The following is a 20,142-nucleotide window of genomic DNA, read 5'->3' on the forward strand; positions in this document are numbered from 1 at the left end:
CTGCCGTTCGCGTTATACGCGAAAGCGGCAAGTATTTCGCGTTTTATATTAGGGCTTATGCATGCGCTGGGGAGCCGGATGCCTGAAGACCAGGTCGTCCTCATCACCCTCCTGGCGCGCCGCTGCTGCATCCGGCATGGCGCCAAGCCGTTCGGCGAGACGGATCGACCTCACATTGGGAGGAGCGATGTAGCTCACCAGAGTCTTCAGGCCACGCACTGCAAAGGCCCAGTCGCGCAAGGCAACGGCTGCCTCATAGGCATAACCTTTGCCCTCTGCTTGCGGATAGACGAGCCAGCCCAGTTCCTTCTCGGGAAAGAGCGGACCGTGATTGATGCCAACTTGGCCGAGGCATTGTCCCGTGGCGCGATCCTCCATCATCAGGGCACCGTGGCCCATCAGCGCCCAGAGGGCGACGTCATGGCAGAACATGCCCCAAGCGGCCTTGGTCGAATGCGGGCCACCCATATAGAGCGCGCGATCGGAGATCATCAGCGCGTGATAATCCGGCCAGTCTTCCATCATGGGAGGCCGCAGGATCAGGCGCTCGGTTTGAAGCGTCGGTATTGCCGTCATTGGGCATCTCGTGCGTCGTAGGATCCGGTTCGAAGACAGGCGGCCATCGCGTCGACGGTTCGTGCCGAAGCGTTGTGAATAGCAGCATTAACAGGCCCGATCCCCATATTGATGACGACGATCTTGTCGAGGTAAGCCGCAACTGCTTCCAGTGAAGAGTTTTGAAGAACCATACCGACGGCGTGGAGAAGGTAGGAATCGTATTCGTCGGCTGCAGCTTTGCGCCACGCCGGATCTTTCCATTGTCTGATGCCGAGCGGATCCCAATGATCCCAGCCGATCTGCCGCAAGACTTTCATATCGATGGAAGAATGGTCAATCATCTTGGCAACCTCTCCGATAAATCAAGCCAGCGCAAGCGGCTGGCGAAGAGAGGCTGTCTCCGCGACTGAGGAAAGCGCATTGCCTGTTCAGCGAGGCTCCCCCGGCGGAGCCTCATTGCATCAGGCCGTCTGGTCGCTGTCGCCGTTTGCAACGGGCGAGTTGCCATAGGTCGTCTGGTATGCGCGAAGCGCGGTCTGCATGTCAGTCAGGACTTTGGCCATCAGGCCGCTGTCTTGATCGTCACCACCGGCGGCGGCAATCTTCTGCGGGTCGGCGGAAAGAAGTTCCGATGTGGTCAACTTGCCGTCGCCATTCGCATCCAGAGCAGCGAGCGCACCCTTGGAATCGTCACTATTGTCATCGGTGCCGGCCTTGCTGTCGTCGTCCGTCTTCTGGAGCGAGAGCATGAGCGCCAGAATATCGGCTGCGATCTTCTGAACGACATCAGAGCCGGAGGAATCGTCATCGCCGGCGGACGAGGCGTTGGTGGACGAGGATTGGGAAGCGGCGGCAAGCTCGTCCGCAGAGACGACGCCGTCACCGTTCTTGTCGAGAGGATTGAGAGGGGCTTGGTACTGGGTCAGCGTGCTGCCCAGGGCTGAAACACTGGTCACTTGAACCTCCTTTGAAGGTCTTGTGAAGCCTGCCTTTCATGGGCGGGCAATGACCGGGCTAAGCCTGTTCGCGAGTCGGGTCAAAGCGGCGTTTTGTCAGTGCGAGTGGCTATTGACGTGAATCGCCGTGAGCATCAACCCTCGGTGCAACCGAATTCGTCTGTTCTAATTTATTAAGAAATTCAAGATCGCAAGATAGAATCACGGTCACCGCTCGCCAACGGACTTCTCTTGTTGCGGGCTAGCGAATACAGACGATATCCCGTCCACCTTTTGTCACGCCTCCGTTGGCCGCAATTGTCTGATCGACATCAGGGAACTCCCGGCGCAGCTGGCCGCAATAGAGCTTGTATGAATAGTCCTGCGTCTGCCTGACAAAGCCGTCACTTATTTCGCATGGATATTCCGACTGCGTTCTGCAGTTCAGCGGCATTCTCAGCATGCCCGCAGCAAGATTTATCATCGCGTGCTGAGCGACGCCGTCTCCTTTGCCCAGCTCGATTATGTTGACCTTGTAGCGGGAGAAGGACAGCTGGTTTTCTTTGGAGTCGAGCTTTCTGTTCGCAAGCCTGCGCAGCTTGGAGAGAATTTCGTAGTCCTCGCTGGCCTCCACTACGACGGGAGGTGTCTTGCCGCAGCTGTGAACAACGGGCGAGGGATCAAAAACGACAGCAGAAACTCCATCGAAACATGTTGCGACATGAAGCGCCAATCCTCCACCAAGGGAATGGCCGGTAACGATGAAACGGACATCGCGCCCGAACCGCTCATTGACGCGTTTCTGAAGCTCCTTGAACTGCGCTTTGATCTTTCTGTACTGGTTGGGAAGAGGAATGGCCTGGGTGAACCAGGAAAAGTTGGAATACCAATCACCAAACGAGGTGAAGTCGGTTCCGCGGATCGCCATGAGAATGACCGTGCAGCCCGCCATGGGGCGGTAATAAACATCGAAGGACAGCCCGGTCAGGTTATCGGAATAGCGATTTTCCCTCCAGCTTTGCGGATTGAAATCGAAATCGTACCATCCGAGTCCAAGCGACTTCTTTCCGATGTCGAATACTATTCCATTTGCGTTGTCGGCATAGGCATCGACATTCGCTGCCGCGAATATCCCGTAGGCGGCTGATACAAGCTCGCGATTATAATTCAGCTTCTTGCCGTCGTACCGGTAGTCGACGGGGCGAATGACTTCGCCCTTGCATGACAGATCCCGATTTCGGTCATCGGTTGCTTCTGCGGTGGAGTAGAATGTTGTTTGAACAAGAATGACCAAAAGTAGTTGAAGAAACAATCGCACGAATAATTCCCCCGAATACTCGCCCTAATAATGGGAGAATTTACGCGGGGTGCCTCGCGAAAGTCAATCGGAATAGTTGTATTATACCCGTTCTACAAACCCATCCAGGACACGCTTTTGGCCGGCCCGGTCGAAGTCGATCGTCAGCTTGTTGCCTTCGATGCCTGATATGGAGCCGTTGCCGAATTTGATGTGGAAGACGCGATCTCCGACAGCAAAGCGCGAGGGTTCGGTCGCTGTCGATTTCGCCACCAGTTCGCCCTCGATGGTGCGGCCGCGCGGGCCGCTTTCGCCGTAGCCGATGCGCTCCACGGCGTGGCCGGAGCGGGTGCCCCAGTTGTCGCGGGTGGCGTCGGTCTTGTTGGCCTGGGCGCGTTTCCAGCCGGGCGTCGAATAGGAATTGGAGAAGGGATCGGCCTTGTCGAAGCGCGACTGGCCATAACCGCCGCCACGGCCGTAGCCGCCGTAATTCTGCTCCATCTCGGCGACTTCCACATGGGTTTCCGGCAGCTCGTCGAGGAAGCGCGAGGGGATGGTCGATTGCCAGAGGCCGTGGATGCGGCGGTTGGAGACGAACCAGATGTGGCAGCGGTGCTTGGCGCGGGTGATGCCGACATAGGCGAGGCGGCGTTCTTCCTCCAGGCCGGCGCGGCCGGATTCATCGAGGGAGCGCTGGTGCGGGAAGAGGCCTTCCTCCCAGCCGGGCAGGAAGACCGTGTCGAATTCCAGGCCCTTGGCCGAGTGCAGCGTCATGATGGAAACAGCGTCGAGGTTCTCGTTGGTCTCGGCATCCATGACGAGGGAAACGTGCTCCAGGAAGCCGCGCATCGATTCGAAGCTTTCCATCGAGCGGATGAGTTCCTTGAGGTTTTCAAGGCGGCCAGGCGCTTCGGCGCTCTTGTCGTTCTTCCACATGTCCGTATAGCCCGACTCTTCGAGTATCTGCTCGGCAAGTTCGGTATGTGGTGTGTTTTCAAGCAGTTCCTGCCATCGGCGGAAAGATTGAATCACGTCGAAGAGAGCCTTGCGCGCCTTCGGCTTCAGCTCGTCCGTCTCGATCATGTCGGCGGCGGCTGCGAGCATCGGGACATCACGGGCGCGGGCGTAATCATGCAGCGCGCGCACCGTCGTATCGCCGAGGCCGCGCTTCGGCGTGTTGATGATGCGCTCGAAGGCGAGGTCGTCAGCCGGCTGGGCGACGAGGCGGAAATAGGCCATGGCGTCGCGAATTTCGAGGCGTTCATAGAAGCGCGGGCCGCCGATGACGCGGTAGTTCAGGCCGAGGGTGACGAAGCGATCTTCGAATTCGCGCATCTGGAACGAGGCGCGGACAAGAATCGCCATGTCGTTCAGCAGATGCTTCTTGCCGTCGGCATCGCCGCGCTGCAGGCGCTCGATTTCCTCGCCGATGGCACGTGCCTCTTCCTCGGAATCCCAGGAAGCGTGGACCTGCACCTTGACGTCGTCAGGATCGGAACGATCTGTGAAGAGCGTCTTGCCGAGGCGGCCTTCATTATGGGTGATGAGATGGGCGGCGGCACCCAGGATATGGGCCGTCGAGCGGTAGTTGCGCTCCAGCTTGATGACCTTGGCGCCCGGAAAATCCTTCTCGAAGCGCAGGATATTGTCCACTTCCGCGCCGCGCCAGCCATAGATCGACTGGTCGTCGTCGCCGACGCAGCAGACATTCTGCGGCTCGCCCTTGGGGCGCTGGGCGAGAAGCCGCAGCCACATATATTGGGCGGTGTTGGTGTCCTGATACTCGTCGACGAGGATGTAGCGGAACTTCTGGTGATATTCCTTGAGCAGATCCGGCTGCTTGCGGAAAATCGCGATCGGATGCATCAGCAGGTCGCCGAAATCGCAGGCATTCAGCGTCGACAGGCGGTTCTGATAGGCGAAGTAGAGATCGCGGCCGCGGCCATTGGCGAAAGCGCGGGCGTCGCCTTCGGGAATATCGGCGGGGCCGAGACCCTTGTTTTTCCAGGTATCGATCATGCCGGCGAACTGCTTGGCTGGCCAGCGCTTGTCGTCGAGGCCTTCGGCCTGGATGATCTGCTTGATGAGGCGGATCACATCATCGGTATCGAGGATGGTGAAATCCGAGCGCAGGCCGACGAGTTCGGCGTGGCGGCGGAGTAACTTGACGCCGATCGAGTGGAAGGTTCCGAGCCAGGGCATGCCTTCGACGGCGCCGCCGACGAGAAGCGCAATGCGCTCCTTCATCTCGCGGGCGGCCTTGTTGGTGAAGGTCACGGCGAGGATCTGCGAGGGGAAGGCGCGGCCGGTCTGGAGGATATGGGCAATGCGGGTGGTCAGTACGCGCGTCTTGCCCGTGCCTGCGCCGGCGAGCACGAGGACGGGGCCTTCGAGCGTCTCGACGGCTTCACGCTGTTCCGGGTTTAGGCCGGTGAGATAATCTGGGCGGCCGCCATCGCGGGCCGCCATGGCGCGGGCAGCAATGCCGCCGCCGGCAGCGGGCGCCCTTGCGGGCGCGGCGGGCGGTTGCGGCTTGCGCGGCGCATCGCCCGGTTCTTCGTCGAAGAAGGGCATATCGTCGAAACTATTGCTCATGGCGCGTAATGTAGTGATTCGGGAAGGAAAGACCAGAAAAGATGTTCTGCTTTCATTCCCAGCGGCTGCGCTATCCTCAGCCTGTTTATTTGCCTGGTCGGGAAGCCTGCCCAAGAGTTGTGGTCCTCCTGGACCTCAACTATGGTCTCGCGCCAGCCATCGGGAGAGCCATATGCACTTCATCGCCATTCTCGCCAATCTGATCCTGCTGATCGTCGTTGCTGCGCTGATCGTGGGGAATGGTTTGCCGGACAGTGGTGAGGGCCTCGGATTCTTTGTCGCCGCCATCGTGGCTCCCGTGTTGAGCACGATCGCCTTGCTGCGCCGCAATGTGTCGATTTCCGAACTTATTTCGCTTGAGATTCGGGCACGCAAGGCGACGCTGCGACAGCGCATTGCCGAGGCTGAGGCAAAGACCGCCGGCAGGGACATCGGAGGCTAAGGGCTGCTCTCAAGCGGCCTTAGGCCCGGCAAAAGCCAGGCAGACCGACACCAGCGCAAAGAGCGGCGGTAGCGCCAAGCACCAGATGCCGACGGTGGCAAAGAGCAGGGCGGCCAGGCCGCAGCCGAGCGCGAAGGCGGCCACTGCAATTGCCATGCGCGACAGGCGGCCTTTCACTGTCTTTGCCTGATCTCCTGACATGCCATGGGCGAGGTCGCCGAGATCGATCATGATCTGCGTCGTCGTGCCGGTCATCAGCGTGCTCGGCGGTGAGGCACCGAGATGGATGCGGTGAGCGGCGTTCTGGATCGCCATGGCGATGACGAGCAGCATGCCGGTCGCGACCAGTGGCAGGCCATCCGGATTGGTAAAGGGCGCGAGCCAGATGGCGCAGGCGCCGCCGGCAATCAGGAAGAGAAGCTTGATCACGAGCAGGATGCGCAAGCCCTTCTCATCGCCTGGCGGCACATTGTGGGTGAGGTAACGCAGCAGGAGGATCGTCAGGCAGAAGACCGGCAGCGCCAGCAGCTTGGCGATGATGCCAGACGTGCCGTGCGTGAGTGCTGCGCCGAGCGTCACGAAGTTGCCGGTGACATGTGCGGGGAAGAGGCCGCCAAGCGCCAGGAAGCCGGCGGTATCGACATAACCGCCGGTCAGGCTCAGGAGCACGGGCAGGGCTGGGCGCATTGTTTTTTCCTCTATGAATTCGTTTGCCTAGTGTGCCGTGACGGCATGGATTTCGGCAATATAGCCGCCGGGGAATTGCACCATGGCGGCGCGGCGATCGCCGGACTGGTAGGGCTCGACGAGAATGTCGGCGCCGCTCTCCTTGGCCTTCGCAAGAGTGGCATCGAGATCGGCGGTCTCATAGCCGGTCATTTCGCGACCATAGGGGAAGGGCAGCTGGCCATCGGTGACGAGCACGGTCATGCGGCCGAAGACGGATTCGATGCGCAGGCGATGAAAAGTCTTGTCCGGCAGGCCAATTTCGGTGCCGGGCGCCTTCTCTTCGTCGGAGACGACCTTGCCATGCGAAAAGGCGAGGAAGGCATGGGTGAAGGCGGCGACGCGGCCGGCCGACACGTAGACGCGGTTTTCCGGGATGGTCGTGAAGGCCGGATAGTTTGGCGTCGTCGTGTGCCAATAGAGCTGCATGTTGACACCGCCCGGCCATTGGATGACGGCATCGCGGCCGATCGGATCCGGGAAGGCGGAGACGATGACATCGGCGCCGGCAGCCTTTGCCGCGGCTATGGCCTTGTCGAGATCGGTGACGAGATAGCCGGTGCGCTCAGCACCGAAGGGGTACGGGATCGGCGTCTTGAAGCCGAAGAGCGAGACTGTGCCGACGGGCGTCTGCAGAAGCTGCGACGTCGTGCTGCTCCGCGTTGGCGTAACAGTTGCCGTCACCTGCTTGGTGCTGGTGCCGCCGAAGGTGGCGAGGAAGCTTTTGGCGAAGGCGTCCACATCGCCGGGGGCGACATAGACATGGGTCGTATCATATTGCGCGCCGACGCCTGACTGTGGCGAGGCGGCATGGGCCGGGGCACCGGCCAGGCCGAGAAGGGCAACAAGGGCTAACGATAGACGAAGCATTGCGTGATCTCCTTCGGCCTGGCCGGCCGCTACTTCCGATTTACGCCTTGATGAAGGCGAGAACGTCGGCGTTGAACTTGTCGGCTTCGGTCTGGGCGAGACCATGCGGGGCGCCCGGATAGACCTTCAGCGTGCCGTTCTTCAGAAGCTTGATGCCCTTTTCGGCAGCAGCCTGGATCGGCACGATCTGGTCGGCATCGCCATGGATGAGGAGCGCCGGAACGTCGATCTTCTTGAGGTCGTCGCTGTAATCGACCTCGGAGAATTCGCGGATGCAATCGTAATGGCCCTTGATGCCGCCGGCCATACCCATGAGCCAGAAGGTTTCGCGCAGACCCTCATTGACCTTGGCGCCATCGCGGTTGAAGCCGTAAAAGGGCATGGTCAGATCGCGATAGAACTGCGAGCGATCGCCGGCCGTGCCCTTGCGGATACCGTCGAAGACTTCGATCGGCAGGCCTTCGGGATTGGCAGGCGTCTTCAGCATCAGCGGCGGCACGGCGCCGACGAGCACGACCTTGGCGACGCGGCTGGTGCCATGGCGGCCGATATAATGGGCGACTTCGCCGCCGCCGGTGGAATGGCCGATCATGATGAGGTTTTTCAGATCGAGCTTCTCGATGAGCTCGGCGAGGTCATCGGCATATTGATCCATATTGTTGCCGTTCCACGGCTGCGAGGACTTGCCGTGGCCGCGGCGGTCATGGGCGATGACGCGGTAGCCCTGCTGGGCGAAATAGAGCATCTGCACTTCCCATGCGTCGCCCGAGAGCGGCCAACCGTGGGAGAAGAGAATCGGCTGGCCGTTGCCCCAATCCTGATAGTAAATCGTCGTTCCGTCTTTGGTGGTGATCGTCGGCATTGAACTTGTCCTATGCTGAGGTTGGCAGGGTCTACGCCCTGGGGGCGGATGGTTTGCACCGCGGTGCTGACACGGTCAGGAAACATTTTTGCAATGGTCAGCGGAAGTGATGCTTAGGTGCAGGTTGCCCTATGCTTTTTCCCTGAGATCGAGCCAGGCGACGAGCAGGAAGCCGCCGACGAGGCCCAGATGTTCGAAGAAGGAATTGGCGGCCATGAAGCGCTCCATTCCATCAGGCAACTCCCAGAAACGCAGGGCGAGGAAGGTGGCCATCAGTGTGAAGCCACCGAGGGCAAGTGCGCCCAGCCAACGGAAAAAGCCGGTAAGAATCATGAGTGAGGCGGCAAGCTCCAGGATGATGACGAATACGGCAAAGAGCGGGGCAGGCGAGAGGCCGAAATGCGTCATCTCGCCGATCGCGCCCGGAAAGTCCGTGAACTTGTTGAGACCGCCCTGCAGATAGGCGGCGCAGAGGCCGAGATAGGCGATGAAGCGCATGAAGGCCGCGCCGAAAAGAGGGCGGGCGAGGGACGCAAGTCGGATTTCAAGGGCATGCATGGCATCGATCCTCAGACGGCCCAGCAGGCGCAGCCGAGCGCACCCCAGAAGCTCTTGAGATCGGAGACCGGCGCCTTCGAACCCCAAGCGTTGGCGTGGGCATGGCCGTGGACATTGCAATCATTGGCGCAGCCGCAGGCGGAAATCAGGCGGCGGTGCAACGAGTTCTTGCCGGCGCCCTCAGGCTCGCCCCAGGCGGCATATCCACCGAAGGCGCGTACCGGCGACCAGTCGGGCATGGCGGGCGGAACCGGGTTATCATCGAGCTCGGCGAAGTGGCCCGCGCCATAGACGATCTTGCCGCCGACCATGGTCAGCTCCGACGTAAGGAAGGATATTTCCTCTTCGGCACAGGCAAAGAAATCCTTGTCCGGCACGATGAGATCGGCGAACTGACCTTTCTCGATGCGGCCCTTCTTGCCTTCCTCGTTGGAGAACCAAGTGACGTTTTCGGTCCACATGCGCAGCGCCGTTTCGCGGTCCAGGCAGTTTCTGCGCGGATAAATCGCCATGCCGCCGACGGTGCGGCCCGTGATCATCCAGGAGAGGGACACCCAGGGATTATAGGAGGCAACGCGGGTGGCATCGGTGCCGGCGGAAACCTTGACGCCCTTTTGCAGCATGCGGGCGACGGGCGGGGTGGCCTCGGCAGCCCCCAGGCCGTAGCGTTCGACGAAATATTCGCCCTGATAGGCCATGCGGTGCTGGACGGCGATGCCGCCGCCGAGAGCGGCGATGCGGTCGATCGACTGTTCGGAAATTGTCTCGGCATGGTCGAAGAACCAGTTGAGGCCTTCGAGCGGGATGTCCTGATTGACCTTTTCGAAGACATCGAGCGCGCGGCTGATCGTCTCGTCATAGGTGGCGTGCAGGCGCCAGGGCCAGCGGTTTTCCGCAAGTACGCGCACCACCTCTTCCAGCTCGCCTTCCATTTCCGGCGGCATGTCGGGGCGCGGCTGTCTGAAATCCTCAAAATCGGCAGCGGAAAAGACCAGCATTTCGCCCGCACCGTTATGTCGGAAATAGTCGGTGCCCTGCTTGTATTTCACCGAAGCGGTCCAGTTCAGGAAGTCTTCCTTTTCCTGCTTCGGCTTCTGGGTGAAGAGATTATAGGCGAGGCGCACGGTCATCTGGCCGTCATCGGCAAGCTTCTGGATAACGGCATAGTCGTCGGGATAGTTCTGGAAGCCGCCGCCGGCGTCGATGACGCCTGTTATGCCCAGGCGGTTCAGCTCGCGCATGAAATGGCGGGTGGAATTGACCTGATAGTCGAAGGGCAGTTTCGGACCCTTGGCGAGCGTCGAATAGAGAATGCCGGCATTGGGCTTGGCAAGCAGCAGGCCGGTCGGATTGCCGTTCGCATCGCGGGTGATCTCTCCTCCGGGCGGGTTTGGCGTATCCTTTGTATAGCCGACGGCGCGAAGGGCTGCGCCATTCAGCAGCGCACGGTCATAGAGATGCAGGATGAAGACCGGGGTATCGGGCGCGACCGCGTTGATCTCGTCGATGGTCGGCAGGCGCTTCTCGGTGAACTGATGCTCGGTGAAACCGCCGACGATGCGGACCCATTGCGGTGGCGGGGTGATCGCCACCTGGCGCTTCAGCATGTCCATGGCGTCGGCCAGCGAGCGCACGCCATCCCAGCGCAGTTCCATGTTGAAGTTCAGGCCGCCTCTGACGACGTGGGTGTGGTTATCGATCAGGCCGGGAAGGACGCGTTTGCCCTTGAGATCGACCACCTTGGTCTCCGGTCCCTTGAGCGCCATGATCTCGGCGTCATGGCCGACGGCGAGGAACCTGCCGTCCTTGATAGCGACGGCGCTGGCGGACGGATTGGAGCGGTCAAGCGTGGTGATCAGCCCGTGATGCAGGATGAGGTCGGCGGTTGCGTTTTCCATAATCTTCGTCCTCGAGCGAAAGCAGGTATCAGACCTTGTCGGAAGGCTTGATGTCGGCGGGATTTGTGCCCTTGGGCAAATGGCCGAACATGTGTGGTTTGATCTGATGCAGCCACGAGACTGCGGCCGGCTCTTTGTTGATAATCGTCTTAGCGAAGGGAATGATCTGTTCGCCGACAAGGATGCCGAGCAGACCGACAAGCGCGATCACAGGAGGAGCCGGCGAACGGACGTTCAGGAGGCTGTAGACAATGCCGACGAGAAGGCCGGCTCCGAGGGATAGGAGATAGATTTTCATGGGATCCTCGATTCATTTCGGCATGCAGCAACGGGGAAGCGGCAATGAAGCCGCTCCCCCGGGAGAGAACTCACTTGGCCGGGTTCGGGCCAATGCGCTTGCCATGCGTGACGCGCTCGGCCGCCTTGTGGACATGGGTATAGGCGTAATCGACGCCCATGCCATAGGCGCCTGAATGTTCCTTCACGATGGTGGTGACGGCGTCATAGGTTTCGCGGCGGGCCCAGTCGCGCTGCCATTCCAGCAGTACCTGCTGCCAGGTGACGGGAACGCAGCCAGCCTGAACCATGCGGTCCATGGCGTATTTGTGGGCATCGGCGGAGGTGCCGCCCGAGGCATCGGCGACCATGTAGATCTCGTAATCGGTGTCGTGCATGCAGGAGAGCGCAAAGGTGGTGTTGCAGACTTCCGTCCAGAGGCCTGACACGACGACCTTCTTGCGGCCGTTGGCGGCGTTCTTCGCCAGCGCGTCGCGAACGTTCTGATCGTCCCACGAGTTCATCGAGGAGCGTTCGAGAATCGTGTTTTCGGGGAAGACAGCGAGCAGTTCCGGATAGGTGTGGCCCGAGAAGGCTTCGGTTTCGACCGTGGTGATGGTGGTCGGCACCTTGAAGGCTTTGGCAGCCTTGGCGAGGCCGACGACGTTGTTCTTCAGCGTCTGGCGGTCGATGGACTGGACACCGAAGGCCATCTGCGGCTGCTGGTCGATGAAGATCAACTGGCTGTTCTGCGGCGTGAGGACTTCAAGATATCTGGACATTGGTCGTTCTCCCTGGTCATGAGGCATTAAAGGCAAGAAATCTGTTGCCGACATGCGTTCGTAGAGGTGTCGGCCGGCATCGCTTCCCCGCAAGAGCGAGGCCGCGTATTGCCGCGAACCTACTTGGCAAAAACCAATTCTGATTGTTTGTTCTCACCCTCTTTTGTCGAAAATTGCCCTGACCTGCAGGGCCGTGTTGAGGCTACGGAAAACCGAAAAACGGGAGGCCGAAAAGCAAGGCCGATAAAATTTTCGTACCCGGCTGTCGGGACGGGCACGGCTCACACGTCCTAGCCATGAACGGAGACCAACAGACCGAAGGAGGACGTTTCATGGTCAAGGTTATTTCACATCTCTGGTTTGCAGAAAGCGCTCGCGAGGCGGTCGAATTCTATGTCTCGCTCGTGCCCAATTCCGCGATCGGCGAGATCACCACCGTGCCGGCGGAAACGCCGAGCGGCCCTCCGGGCAGCGTCGAGATTGTCCAGTTTACGCTCGGCGGCCAGAATTTCGTCGCCATGCGGGCCGGGCCGTTCGAACCGTTCAACCATGCCTATTCCGTGCAGGTCCTCTGCGAAGATCAGGCGGAGGTCGACCGCATTTGGGATGGCTTCCTTGCCAACGGGGGCACGGCAGAACAATGCGGCTGGCTCAGGGATCGCTGGGGTCTTTCCTGGCAGATCGTGCCCAAGGCGCTGACCGAGATGATGAGCGGTACGCGCAAGGGTAATGCCAAGAAGATGACCGAGGCGATGCTGCAGATGGTCAAGCTCGACATCGCCACGCTTGAGAAGGCGTTTCAGGAAGCCGCCTGATCTTTCGGGAAACGGTATGACGGACGGCAGTCTCGGGAGGGGCTGCCGTTTCGATTCCGTCAGTGGTTTTTGAGGGGAAATCATGTAATTGTGATGACAGGGGGGCAATTCGAAAACGGGGGTGATTGAATTGGCGTCTCGGCCAAAGATTTCATTGCTTCAAGCCGGTGCGGTCTCGATCGTGCGCATGCGCAGCAATAGCGTCGACCATGACGAAAGTGGGCCGATTCCCCAGGCGGAGGCTTTCAGCGTCATTGCCCAGTTGAAACCTTTCGACAATCATCGCCTCTGGCGCAGCGGCAAGCTCGTCCATGACGGCGGCCATCCGGCAGGCGCGCTGGCGATCACCGATCTTGGGGAAGAATGGCGCTGCCATCATCGCTCCTCATTCGACAATATGCGCTTCAACATATCCCGGCAGGGGCTTTCCGATTTCAGCTATGAGGCAGGGCGCTCGGGCTTTAACGGGCTTGATTGCGGGCAGGGGCAGCTCGATCCTGTTGTGCAGGGGCTTGCCATGGCGCTGCTGCCGGCGCTCAGCCAGCCGGCACATGCGAGCGCACTCTTCATCGATCACATTCTCCTGGCGCTGCAGGCGCACCTGGTGACGCGTTACGGCAAGGTCAATCTGCCGGCCGAGCGCAGTGGCGGGCTTTCGGGACGTCAGCTCAACATGGCAACGGCGTTCCTCGCATCGCTGACGGCGCGGGAGGCGACGATCTCAGATGTCGCGGCGCAATGCGGGCTTTCGACCAGCTACTTCATCCGCGCCTTCAAGAAATCGACCGGCCGCACGCCGCATCGCTGGCTGATGGAATACCGGGCGGAGAAGGCGCGGCAGATGCTGCTCGGCACGGCCTCCATCGCGGAGATCGCAGTTGCCTGCGGTTTTGCCGACCAGAGCCATCTCACGCGTGTCTTCACCGCACTCAACGGAGTTTCGCCCGGAACATGGCGGCGGGAGCGGCGCATTTAGCTTCGCTCAAGTAAAAGTGACCGGACGGGTTATTTTCAAAATTTGCTGACATTACAAATCCGTAATGACGGGTGGTTACGCTTGCTGCCGGCCGGGGGAAGGTGCGATATTGTCGCACCAGGCGGGACTTGTCATCCCGCGCGCCTCTTTCGACCGACCCTGGACCCAACCTCGAGTCCCTCCGGAGACGTGAATGCCCTTTTGGAAGCAATTTGCACTTTGTATCGTCGTCATTTTGGCCGGCTTTGCCGCCTGGGTTTACTTTGTGCCCGGCGCCGGCGAGACGATGCGTAATGCCGGTATTCCTGACACCATCGTCTCCATGATCGCACCCAAGGGTGAGGAAGCAGCCGATGCAGGCGCTCAGGCACAGGGCGGGCAAGGTCAGGGTGCTCAGGGGCAAGGGCAGGGCCGTCGGAATGGCGGCGGCAGTGGCGGCGGACGCAATGCTGCCGTGCTCGTCGTCACCCAGGCCGTGGTACAGGGCGTCGTCAACGACCGGCTGAACGCGATCGGCACGGGTGACGCGATCCGCTCCGTTGCGGTCACGCCGCAGGCGACGGGCACGATCCGCGAAATCCTCATCAAATCAGGCGATATGGTCAAGCAGGGCCAGGTTCTCGCCAAGCTCGACAGCGAAGAGCAGGTGATTGCCCAGGGGCAGGCACAGGTGGCGCTGAACAGCGCGCTTGAGAAGTCCAACCTCTACCACAGCATCAAGTCCAGCGTTTCGCGCATGGACGTCTTCGATTCCGAGATCGCCGAGCAGAATGCGCGGCTGCAGCTGCAGGCCGCCGAGCTCAATCTTACGCGCCGCAACATCGTGGCGCCGATCGATGGTATCGTCGGCATCGTGCCTGTTAATATCGGCGACAACGTTACGACCTCGACGCCGATCGTCACTCTGGACGATCGCACTGAAATCCTCGTCGATTACTGGGTGCCGGAGCGTTTCGCCAATACGGTTTCCGTCGGCCAGGCGGTAGAGGCAACGTCTGTGGCGCGCCCGGGCAAGGTCTTTTCAGGAGTTCTGGAAGCAGTCGACAATCGCATCGACCCGGCAAGTCGCACGCTACGCCTGCGCGGTCGGATCGACAACGGCTCCGACGAACTGCGTGCCGGCATGTCCTTTTCGGTCAGCATGAAGTTTGCCGGCGATAAATATCCGGCCGTCAACCCGCTCGCGGTGCAATGGGATGCTCAGGGCTCCTTCGTCTGGCGGGTGACCGACGAAAAGTCGCACAAGGTGCGGGTCACGGTCGTCCAGCGCAATCCGGATTATGTGCTTGTCAACGCCGAGCTGAAGGACGGCGATCTGATCGTCACACAGGGCCTGCAGCGCGTGCGCGAGAACGGCGCGGTGCGGGTGGCGACCGATGTCGCCTCGAATGACAAGGTTGTCGCCCAATGAGCGTGACCGAGATCCACCACGGCAAACCGGAATCCAGCAAGGCGACCTTCACCGCACTCTTCGTGCGCCGGCCGATCCTGGCGCTGGTCTTCAATACGCTGATGGTGGTGGCGGGCCTTGCGGCCTATGTGGGCGTGGAAGTGCGCGAGCTGCCCGATGTCGACCGGCCGGTCGTAACCGTGCGCACCACCTTCGACGGCGCTTCGCCACAGACGATCGACCAGGAACTGACCAAGGTCATCGAAGGTGCGGTCGCGCGCGTCAGCGGTCTCAAATCCATCTCCTCCAGTTCCCAGTTCGGCCAAAGCCGCGTGACGCTGGAATTTTCCGATTCCATCGATCTGGCCGTTGCCGCCAATGACGTGCGCGACGCAATCGGCCGTATCGCCCAGAACCTGCCCGATGAGGCGGATGCGCCGCAGATCGTCAAGGCGGATTCGGATTCTTCGGCGATCATGCGCCTTGCGGTGACGTCAGATACGCTCAACATGGACGACCTGACGCTGCTCGTCGAAAACGAGGTGGTCGATCGCCTGGCCTCCGTCGATGGCGTGGCCGATGTCGAGGAATACGGCGATCAGGAGAAGGTCTTCCGCGTCGACGTCGACCAGGGCGCGCTTGCAAGCCGCGGGCTGACCATCGGCGATCTCACCAAGGCGCTCGACAATGCCGCGCTCGACGTACCGGCCGGTTCGCTGAAGAGCCCGATGCAGGATATCGTGGTGCGCGCCACCGCCAGCCTGCAGACGCCCGAGGACTTCCAGAACGTCATCCTGCAGCACAATGTGCGCCTCGGCGATGTTGCGACCGTGACACTCGGGCCGCGCGACGGCGAGACGGCGCTGCGCTCCAACGGCAAGCCGGGCATCGGTCTCGGCATCATCCGCCAGGCGCAGTCGAATACGCTGAATATTTCCACCGGCATTCACGCTGCCGTCGACCAGCTTTCCAAGACGCTGCCCAAGGGCACGACGATCGCGATTACCAGCGACGACGCCGTGTTCATCGATGGCGCGATCCACGAAGTGGTGCTGGCGCTGTTGCTCTCGGCGGTCATCGTTACCATCGTCATCTATCTCTTCCTGCGCGACTGGCGTGCGACGCTGATCCCCTCCGTTTCGATGCCGGTGGCGCTGATCGGTACACTGGCAGCGATCTACATGGTCGGCTTCTCCATCAACATCCTGACGCTGCTCGCCATCGTTCTGGCAACCGGCCTCGTGGTCGATGATGCCATCGTCGTGCTCGAAAACATCGTGCGCCGGCGCTCCGAGGGCATGGGGCCGCGCGCGGCTGCCGTACTCGGCACGCGTGAGGTGTTCTTCGCGGTCATCGCGACGACGGCCACACTTGCCGCCGTCTTTATTCCGCTGTCCTTCCTGCCGGGGCAGGTGGGCGGCCTGTTCCGTGAGTTCGGCTTCGTGCTCGCCTTCTCGGTGGGCCTGTCGTCGATCGTGGCGCTGACGCTGTGTCCGATGCTCGCCTCTCGCATGCTGACCAAGCCGATGATCGAGGATCACGGATTGCTCGGCCGCTTCGGCGAGGCTTTCGCCGGCCTCTACAAATGGGCGCTGCATGCCTGCCTGAACGCGCCTGTCGTCGTCATCGTCTTCTCGCTCATCTTCGGCGCCGCAGCCGTTGTCGCTTTCGGCACGGTCAAGAGCGAACTGACGCCGGAAGAAGATCGCGCCATGGTGATGATGCGGCTGACGACGCCGCAGGGCTCCAGCCTCGAATATACGCGCGACAAGATGCAGCTCGTGGAGGAATACCTTCAGCCGCTCGTCGACAGTGGTGATATCAGGAACGTCTTCTCGATTTCCGGCCAGGGCGGCTCTTCCAACAGCGGCTTCATGGTGCTGACGCTGGCGCCCTGGGGCGAGCGTCACCGCACGCAGGCCGATATCGTCCGCGATATCAACCAGGCTGCGTCAAAGGTGCCGGCGCTGCGCGGCAACGCGATCTCGTCGAACAGTCTGCGTATCCGCGGCGCCGGCAGCGGGTTACAGATGGCGCTGATCGGCAATGATCACGAGGCGCTGACGGCAGCTGCCGCCAAGCTCGTGCAGCAGCTCGATGCCAGCGGCCAGTATGATACGCCGCGCCTGACCAACGAACCGTCGCAGGCGCAGGTTTCCGTCGCGATCGACCGCGAACGGGCTTCCGATCTCGGTATCGACATTACCGGGCTTTCGACCGCCATCCAGTCGCTGCTCGAAGGACGTTCGGTCGTCGATGTCTTCGTCAACGGCGAATCCTATCCGGTGCTTCTGACCTCGACGATGCGGCCGATCGACGATCCGACCGATCTCGAAAACGTCTTCCTGAAGACCGGCGACGGCAAGATCGTGCCGATGTCGGTCATCGCTTCGCTGAAGGAAGGCTCGGTCGCCCCGCAGCTCAACCGCGAGCAGCAGCTCGCCTCCGTGGCGATTACCGCCGGCCTGAAGGACGGCATGTCGCTCGGCGACGCTGTGAAGAATGTCACGCAAATGGCAGCGCCGCTCCTGCCGCCCGGCGCGCGCCTGCTGCCGCTCGCCGAAGCTGCGACACTGGAAGAGAATTCCAGCGGCATGGCGCTGACCTTCGGCTTTGCGATCGTCATCATTTTCCTGGTGCTCGCGGCACAGTTCGAAAGTGTGCTGTCGTCGCTGATCATCATGTCGACGGTGCCGCTCGGTCTTGCCTGCGCCGTCTTTGCGCTCATCATCACCGGCTCCAGCCTCAATATCTACAGCCAGATCGGCCTCGTGCTGCTTGTCGGCGTGATGGCGAAGAACGGCATCCTGATCGTGGAATTCGCCAACCAGCTGCGTGACCGCGGCGAGGATGTGCGCACGTCCATCGAGAAGGCTTGCGCGCTTCGCCTGCGCCCGGTCATGATGACGATGATCGCGACCATTCTTGGGGGTGTTCCCCTGGTCTTTGCCCATGGCGCGGGTGCGGAAGCGCGCGTGGCGCTCGGCTGGGTCATCGTCGGTGGCCTCGGCTTCGCGACGCTGGTGACGCTGTTCATCACGCCCGTCGCCTATCTGCTGATTGCCCGCTTTGCCAAGCCGCATGCCCATGAGGAAGCGCGCCTGCACGAGGAAATGACGCATGCGACGCGTCCGAAGCCGGACCCGGAACAGCTTCAGGCTGCCGAGTAAGAGGGCGAACAAGCCATTTTAATACTTTCGAAAGCGCCCGCCGGATCTCTCCGGCGGGCGTTTTTATGGTGTATGAAGTCTTGTGAAATAAGATAAATTACTTCTGAACTTTAGCCGTTTATTAAGCATAACCGGCAATGATCGCTATCAGTAACCGGCCGGTCTTCCCCAGTTTTTCCGAAGGCCATTGCGCTGATTTTCCAGCGACGGCGGACATGAATGTCCGCGTGATTTCGGTACATCCTGTTGTGTTGCGTTCTGTTTGTGTTTTGGAGTTCGTACCGTGAGTATTTATCAGCGCACCTCCGTGGATGCGGCGCTTAATGTGCTGCGTGATATCAATCGGAACATGACGGTGACGCAGAACCATGTCACGACAGGTCTGCGTGTCGAGAAATCCAGAGATAATGCCGCCTATTGGTCGGTTGCGACGACAGCTCGCCACGACAACAAGGCCCTTTCCGCCATTCAGGATGCCCTTGGCATGGCGGCTGCCACCATGGGAACGGCATCTGCCGGCGTCGACAGCGTCGTCGACGTCGTCACCGAGATCAAGGCCAAGCTTGTCGCGGCAACCGAGCAGGGCGTCGACAAGACCAAGATCGGTGAAGAGCTCGAGCAGTTGAAGGCGCAGCTGCGCAGCGTTTCCGAGGGCGCCGGCTTTAACAACGACAACTGGATCATTCTCGACAATACCACGACGCCGACGCAGCCGCGCCAGATCCCGGCCTCCTTCATCCGTAATTCGGACGGTACGGTATCGGTCGGCATGCTGAGCTATCATATCGATATCCCGCCGAGCGGCGCGACCTCCTCCAAGGATGCACGCTATGTGATCGACGACCGGGCAGGCGGCACCGGCGAATATGGTGTGTTGACTTCCGCCTTTTTCGCAAGCGAACTGGGCACCGCGCAGAACTGGGTGCTGACGAAGAGCAAGAACGGCAACACGACCGGCCAGGTGGAAATCGGCCTGACGGCGAATACCAGCAAACAGGACCTGAACGAGATGATCAGCGTCGTCGATGCGGCGCTCGGACAGCTGACGACCGTCGGCTCGGCTTTCGGCGCACTGGAAAAGCGCATCAGCATTCAGGATGAATTCGCCAAGAACCTGTCCGACAACCTCACCTCAGGCATCGGCCGCCTCGTCGATGCTGATATGGAGGCGGAATCGAGCAAGCTCAGGGCACTGCAGACCCAGCAGCAGCTCGGCCTGCAATCGCTGAATATCGCCAACGCATCCTATGACACGGTTCGTCAGCTCTTCCAGAACTTCTAAGCCTGAATTCAATAACATGACCGCGCGGCAAGCCATGCTCACCGCGCGGTTTTCTCTTTGGTAAAGTTCAGGCTTCAGGCGGCCTTTGCAGCCATCGTCGCCTTGGCCCACCAGACCAGTTCATCGAAGGCTGCCTTTACTGTCGGCAGCAGGTTCGCCTCGATCTCCTCGATCGGCTTGTTGCCGAAGGCCGGGTGGATCGACATGAAGTCGCCGCCGCCGATATGCACGGCGCTGCGGGTGGAGACCATATGAAGCTCAACACCGATTCCGCGCAGATGTTCGACCGCGCGCGTGGCACCCGTGCCGCCATAGCCGATCGCGGTGAACGGCTTGCGCATCCATTCCTTGTAGGCCTGGTCGAGCGCATTCTTGAGAACGCCAGTGATCGAATGGTTGTATTCGGCGACGACGAAGATATAGCCGTCGAAGCGCCCGATCGTTTCCTGCCAGCGGACCGCTGCCGGATTCTGGCTTGGCATCCAAAAGTTCGACGCCATCTCCTCGAAGAAGGGCAGCGGGTGATCGCGCAGGTCGATCAGTTCCACGTCGAAATCGTCACGTGCTTGAGCCTGTTTCAAAATCCATTGTGCCGGTGCGTCGGCAAATCGGGTGGGGCGGGTAGAGCCGATAATAACGGCGATACGGGGCTTAGAATTCAAAGTAACCTCCTGTATACTGGTTTCCAACGGTAACCAGATTACGAATGG

General features: G+C 60.7%; 19 protein-coding genes. 6 read left to right on the plus strand and 13 right to left on the minus strand.

Going from position 1 to position 20,142, the window contains the following annotated elements; genetic code table 11:
- Window positions 1–48 precede the first annotated feature (48 nt).
- The 5 genes from PMI11_RS05700 to PMI11_RS05720 form a co-directional block, all read right to left on the minus strand.
- Entirely contained in the window at window positions 49–576 is a 528-nt protein-coding gene (locus tag PMI11_RS05700) for a GNAT family N-acetyltransferase (RefSeq protein WP_007814379.1), read from the minus strand.
- The gene (locus PMI11_RS05705) at window positions 573–899 is read right to left on the minus strand and encodes a hypothetical protein (protein ID WP_007814381.1); all 327 of its coding nucleotides are present in this window, start codon (window positions 897–899) and stop codon (window positions 573–575) included. The genes PMI11_RS05700 and PMI11_RS05705 overlap by 4 nt, the downstream gene beginning before the upstream one ends.
- 120 nt (window positions 900–1,019) lie before the next feature.
- Window positions 1,020–1,514, minus strand: a complete 495-nt coding sequence (locus tag PMI11_RS05710) for a hypothetical protein (RefSeq protein WP_007814383.1) — start codon at window positions 1,512–1,514, stop codon at window positions 1,020–1,022.
- Window positions 1,515–1,755: 241 nt separating this feature from the next.
- Entirely contained in the window at window positions 1,756–2,811 is a 1,056-nt protein-coding gene (locus PMI11_RS05715; RefSeq protein WP_007814386.1) for a lipase family protein, read from the minus strand.
- Between the two features lie 81 nt (window positions 2,812–2,892).
- On the minus strand, window positions 2,893–5,385 hold the full coding sequence (locus tag PMI11_RS05720) for an ATP-dependent helicase (RefSeq protein WP_037070775.1): 2,493 nt from the start codon (window positions 5,383–5,385) through the stop codon (window positions 2,893–2,895).
- 172 nt (window positions 5,386–5,557) lie between these two features.
- On the opposite strand from PMI11_RS05720, the gene PMI11_RS05725 reads away from it, so the two are divergent.
- Entirely contained in the window at window positions 5,558–5,827 is a 270-nt protein-coding gene (locus PMI11_RS05725) for a hypothetical protein (RefSeq protein WP_007814390.1), read from the plus strand.
- Between the two features lie 9 nt (window positions 5,828–5,836).
- On the opposite strand, the gene PMI11_RS05730 is transcribed toward PMI11_RS05725, so the two are convergent.
- The 7 genes from PMI11_RS05730 to PMI11_RS05760 form a co-directional block, all read right to left on the minus strand.
- Entirely contained in the window at window positions 5,837–6,514 is a 678-nt protein-coding gene (locus PMI11_RS05730; RefSeq protein ID WP_007814392.1) for a YoaK family protein, read from the minus strand.
- A 27-nt stretch (window positions 6,515–6,541) separates the two neighbouring features.
- Entirely contained in the window at window positions 6,542–7,423 is an 882-nt protein-coding gene (locus PMI11_RS05735) for a hypothetical protein (RefSeq protein WP_007814394.1), read from the minus strand.
- Window positions 7,424–7,463: 40 nt separating this feature from the next.
- Window positions 7,464–8,285 carry an alpha/beta fold hydrolase gene (locus PMI11_RS05740; protein ID WP_007814395.1) on the minus strand — a complete coding sequence of 274 codons (822 nt, stop codon included), beginning with the start codon at window positions 8,283–8,285 and terminating at the stop codon, window positions 7,464–7,466.
- A 129-nt stretch (window positions 8,286–8,414) separates the two neighbouring features.
- Window positions 8,415–8,843 carry a DoxX family protein gene (locus tag PMI11_RS05745; protein ID WP_007814397.1) on the minus strand — a complete coding sequence of 143 codons (429 nt, stop codon included), beginning with the start codon at window positions 8,841–8,843 and terminating at the stop codon, window positions 8,415–8,417.
- Between the two features lie 11 nt (window positions 8,844–8,854).
- Window positions 8,855–10,741 (minus strand): amidohydrolase, encoded by a 1,887-nt coding sequence (locus PMI11_RS05750; RefSeq protein WP_007814399.1) that lies wholly within the window; start codon window positions 10,739–10,741, stop codon window positions 8,855–8,857.
- 28 nt (window positions 10,742–10,769) lie between these two features.
- Complete coding sequence (locus PMI11_RS05755; protein ID WP_007814401.1) at window positions 10,770–11,039, minus strand: XapX domain-containing protein; 270 nt, start codon at window positions 11,037–11,039, stop codon at window positions 10,770–10,772.
- A 70-nt stretch (window positions 11,040–11,109) separates the two neighbouring features.
- Window positions 11,110–11,799: a hydrolase gene (locus tag PMI11_RS05760; protein ID WP_007814404.1), complete on the minus strand. Its 690-nt coding sequence runs from the start codon at window positions 11,797–11,799 to the stop codon at window positions 11,110–11,112.
- A 332-nt stretch (window positions 11,800–12,131) separates the two neighbouring features.
- On the opposite strand from PMI11_RS05760, the gene PMI11_RS05765 reads away from it, so the two are divergent.
- The 5 genes from PMI11_RS05765 (at window position 12,132) to PMI11_RS05785 (ending at window position 19,432) form a co-directional block, all read left to right on the plus strand.
- Window positions 12,132–12,614: a VOC family protein gene (locus PMI11_RS05765; RefSeq protein WP_007814406.1), complete on the plus strand. Its 483-nt coding sequence runs from the start codon at window positions 12,132–12,134 to the stop codon at window positions 12,612–12,614.
- Between the two features lie 187 nt (window positions 12,615–12,801).
- Window positions 12,802–13,590 (plus strand): helix-turn-helix domain-containing protein, encoded by a 789-nt coding sequence (locus tag PMI11_RS05770; protein ID WP_007814409.1) that lies wholly within the window; start codon window positions 12,802–12,804, stop codon window positions 13,588–13,590.
- 193 nt (window positions 13,591–13,783) lie between these two features.
- Window positions 13,784–15,001, plus strand: a complete 1,218-nt coding sequence (locus PMI11_RS05775; protein ID WP_007814411.1) for an efflux RND transporter periplasmic adaptor subunit — start codon at window positions 13,784–13,786, stop codon at window positions 14,999–15,001.
- Complete coding sequence (locus PMI11_RS05780; protein WP_007814412.1) at window positions 14,998–18,150, plus strand: efflux RND transporter permease subunit; 3,153 nt, start codon at window positions 14,998–15,000, stop codon at window positions 18,148–18,150. Before PMI11_RS05775 ends, PMI11_RS05780 begins: the two co-directional genes overlap by 4 nt.
- Window positions 18,151–18,433: 283 nt before the next feature.
- Entirely contained in the window at window positions 18,434–19,432 is a 999-nt protein-coding gene (locus PMI11_RS05785; RefSeq protein WP_007814414.1) for a flagellin N-terminal helical domain-containing protein, read from the plus strand.
- A 74-nt stretch (window positions 19,433–19,506) separates the two neighbouring features.
- Here the strand turns inward: PMI11_RS05785 and PMI11_RS05790 are convergent, their stop codons facing one another.
- Entirely contained in the window at window positions 19,507–20,094 is a 588-nt protein-coding gene (locus PMI11_RS05790; protein ID WP_007814416.1) for an NADPH-dependent FMN reductase, read from the minus strand.
- Window positions 20,095–20,142: the final 48 nt, after the last annotated feature.

This window comes from Rhizobium sp. CF142 (assembly GCF_000281145.1).
In the GTDB taxonomy this organism is placed as follows: Bacteria; Pseudomonadota; Alphaproteobacteria; order Rhizobiales; family Rhizobiaceae; genus Rhizobium.

What these genes read in the sequence shown, in the direction of transcription:
- PMI11_RS05730 (WP_007814392.1), bottom strand. Translation starts at nt 6,514, where the DNA reads ATGCGCCCAGCCCTGCCCGTGCTCCTGAGCCTGACCGGCGGTTATGTC.
- PMI11_RS05760 (WP_007814404.1), bottom strand. Translation starts at nt 11,799, where the DNA reads ATGTCCAGATATCTTGAAGTCCTCACGCCGCAGAACAGCCAGTTGATC.
- PMI11_RS05755 (WP_007814401.1), bottom strand. Translation starts at nt 11,039, where the DNA reads ATGAAAATCTATCTCCTATCCCTCGGAGCCGGCCTTCTCGTCGGCATT.
- PMI11_RS05765 (WP_007814406.1), top strand. Translation starts at nt 12,132, where the DNA reads ATGGTCAAGGTTATTTCACATCTCTGGTTTGCAGAAAGCGCTCGCGAG.
- PMI11_RS05745 (WP_007814397.1), bottom strand. Translation starts at nt 8,843, where the DNA reads ATGCATGCCCTTGAAATCCGACTTGCGTCCCTCGCCCGCCCTCTTTTC.
- PMI11_RS05725 (WP_007814390.1), top strand. Translation starts at nt 5,558, where the DNA reads ATGCACTTCATCGCCATTCTCGCCAATCTGATCCTGCTGATCGTCGTT.
- PMI11_RS05775 (WP_007814411.1), top strand. Translation starts at nt 13,784, where the DNA reads ATGCCCTTTTGGAAGCAATTTGCACTTTGTATCGTCGTCATTTTGGCC.
- PMI11_RS05700 (WP_007814379.1), bottom strand. Translation starts at nt 576, where the DNA reads ATGACGGCAATACCGACGCTTCAAACCGAGCGCCTGATCCTGCGGCCT.
- PMI11_RS05750 (WP_007814399.1), bottom strand. Translation starts at nt 10,741, where the DNA reads ATGGAAAACGCAACCGCCGACCTCATCCTGCATCACGGGCTGATCACC.
- PMI11_RS05780 (WP_007814412.1), top strand. Translation starts at nt 14,998, where the DNA reads ATGAGCGTGACCGAGATCCACCACGGCAAACCGGAATCCAGCAAGGCG.
- PMI11_RS05770 (WP_007814409.1), top strand. Translation starts at nt 12,802, where the DNA reads ATGCGCAGCAATAGCGTCGACCATGACGAAAGTGGGCCGATTCCCCAG.
- PMI11_RS05705 (WP_007814381.1), bottom strand. Translation starts at nt 899, where the DNA reads ATGATTGACCATTCTTCCATCGATATGAAAGTCTTGCGGCAGATCGGC.
- PMI11_RS05735 (WP_007814394.1), bottom strand. Translation starts at nt 7,423, where the DNA reads ATGCTTCGTCTATCGTTAGCCCTTGTTGCCCTTCTCGGCCTGGCCGGT.
- PMI11_RS05740 (WP_007814395.1), bottom strand. Translation starts at nt 8,285, where the DNA reads ATGCCGACGATCACCACCAAAGACGGAACGACGATTTACTATCAGGAT.
- PMI11_RS05720 (WP_037070775.1), bottom strand. Translation starts at nt 5,385, where the DNA reads ATGAGCAATAGTTTCGACGATATGCCCTTCTTCGACGAAGAACCGGGC.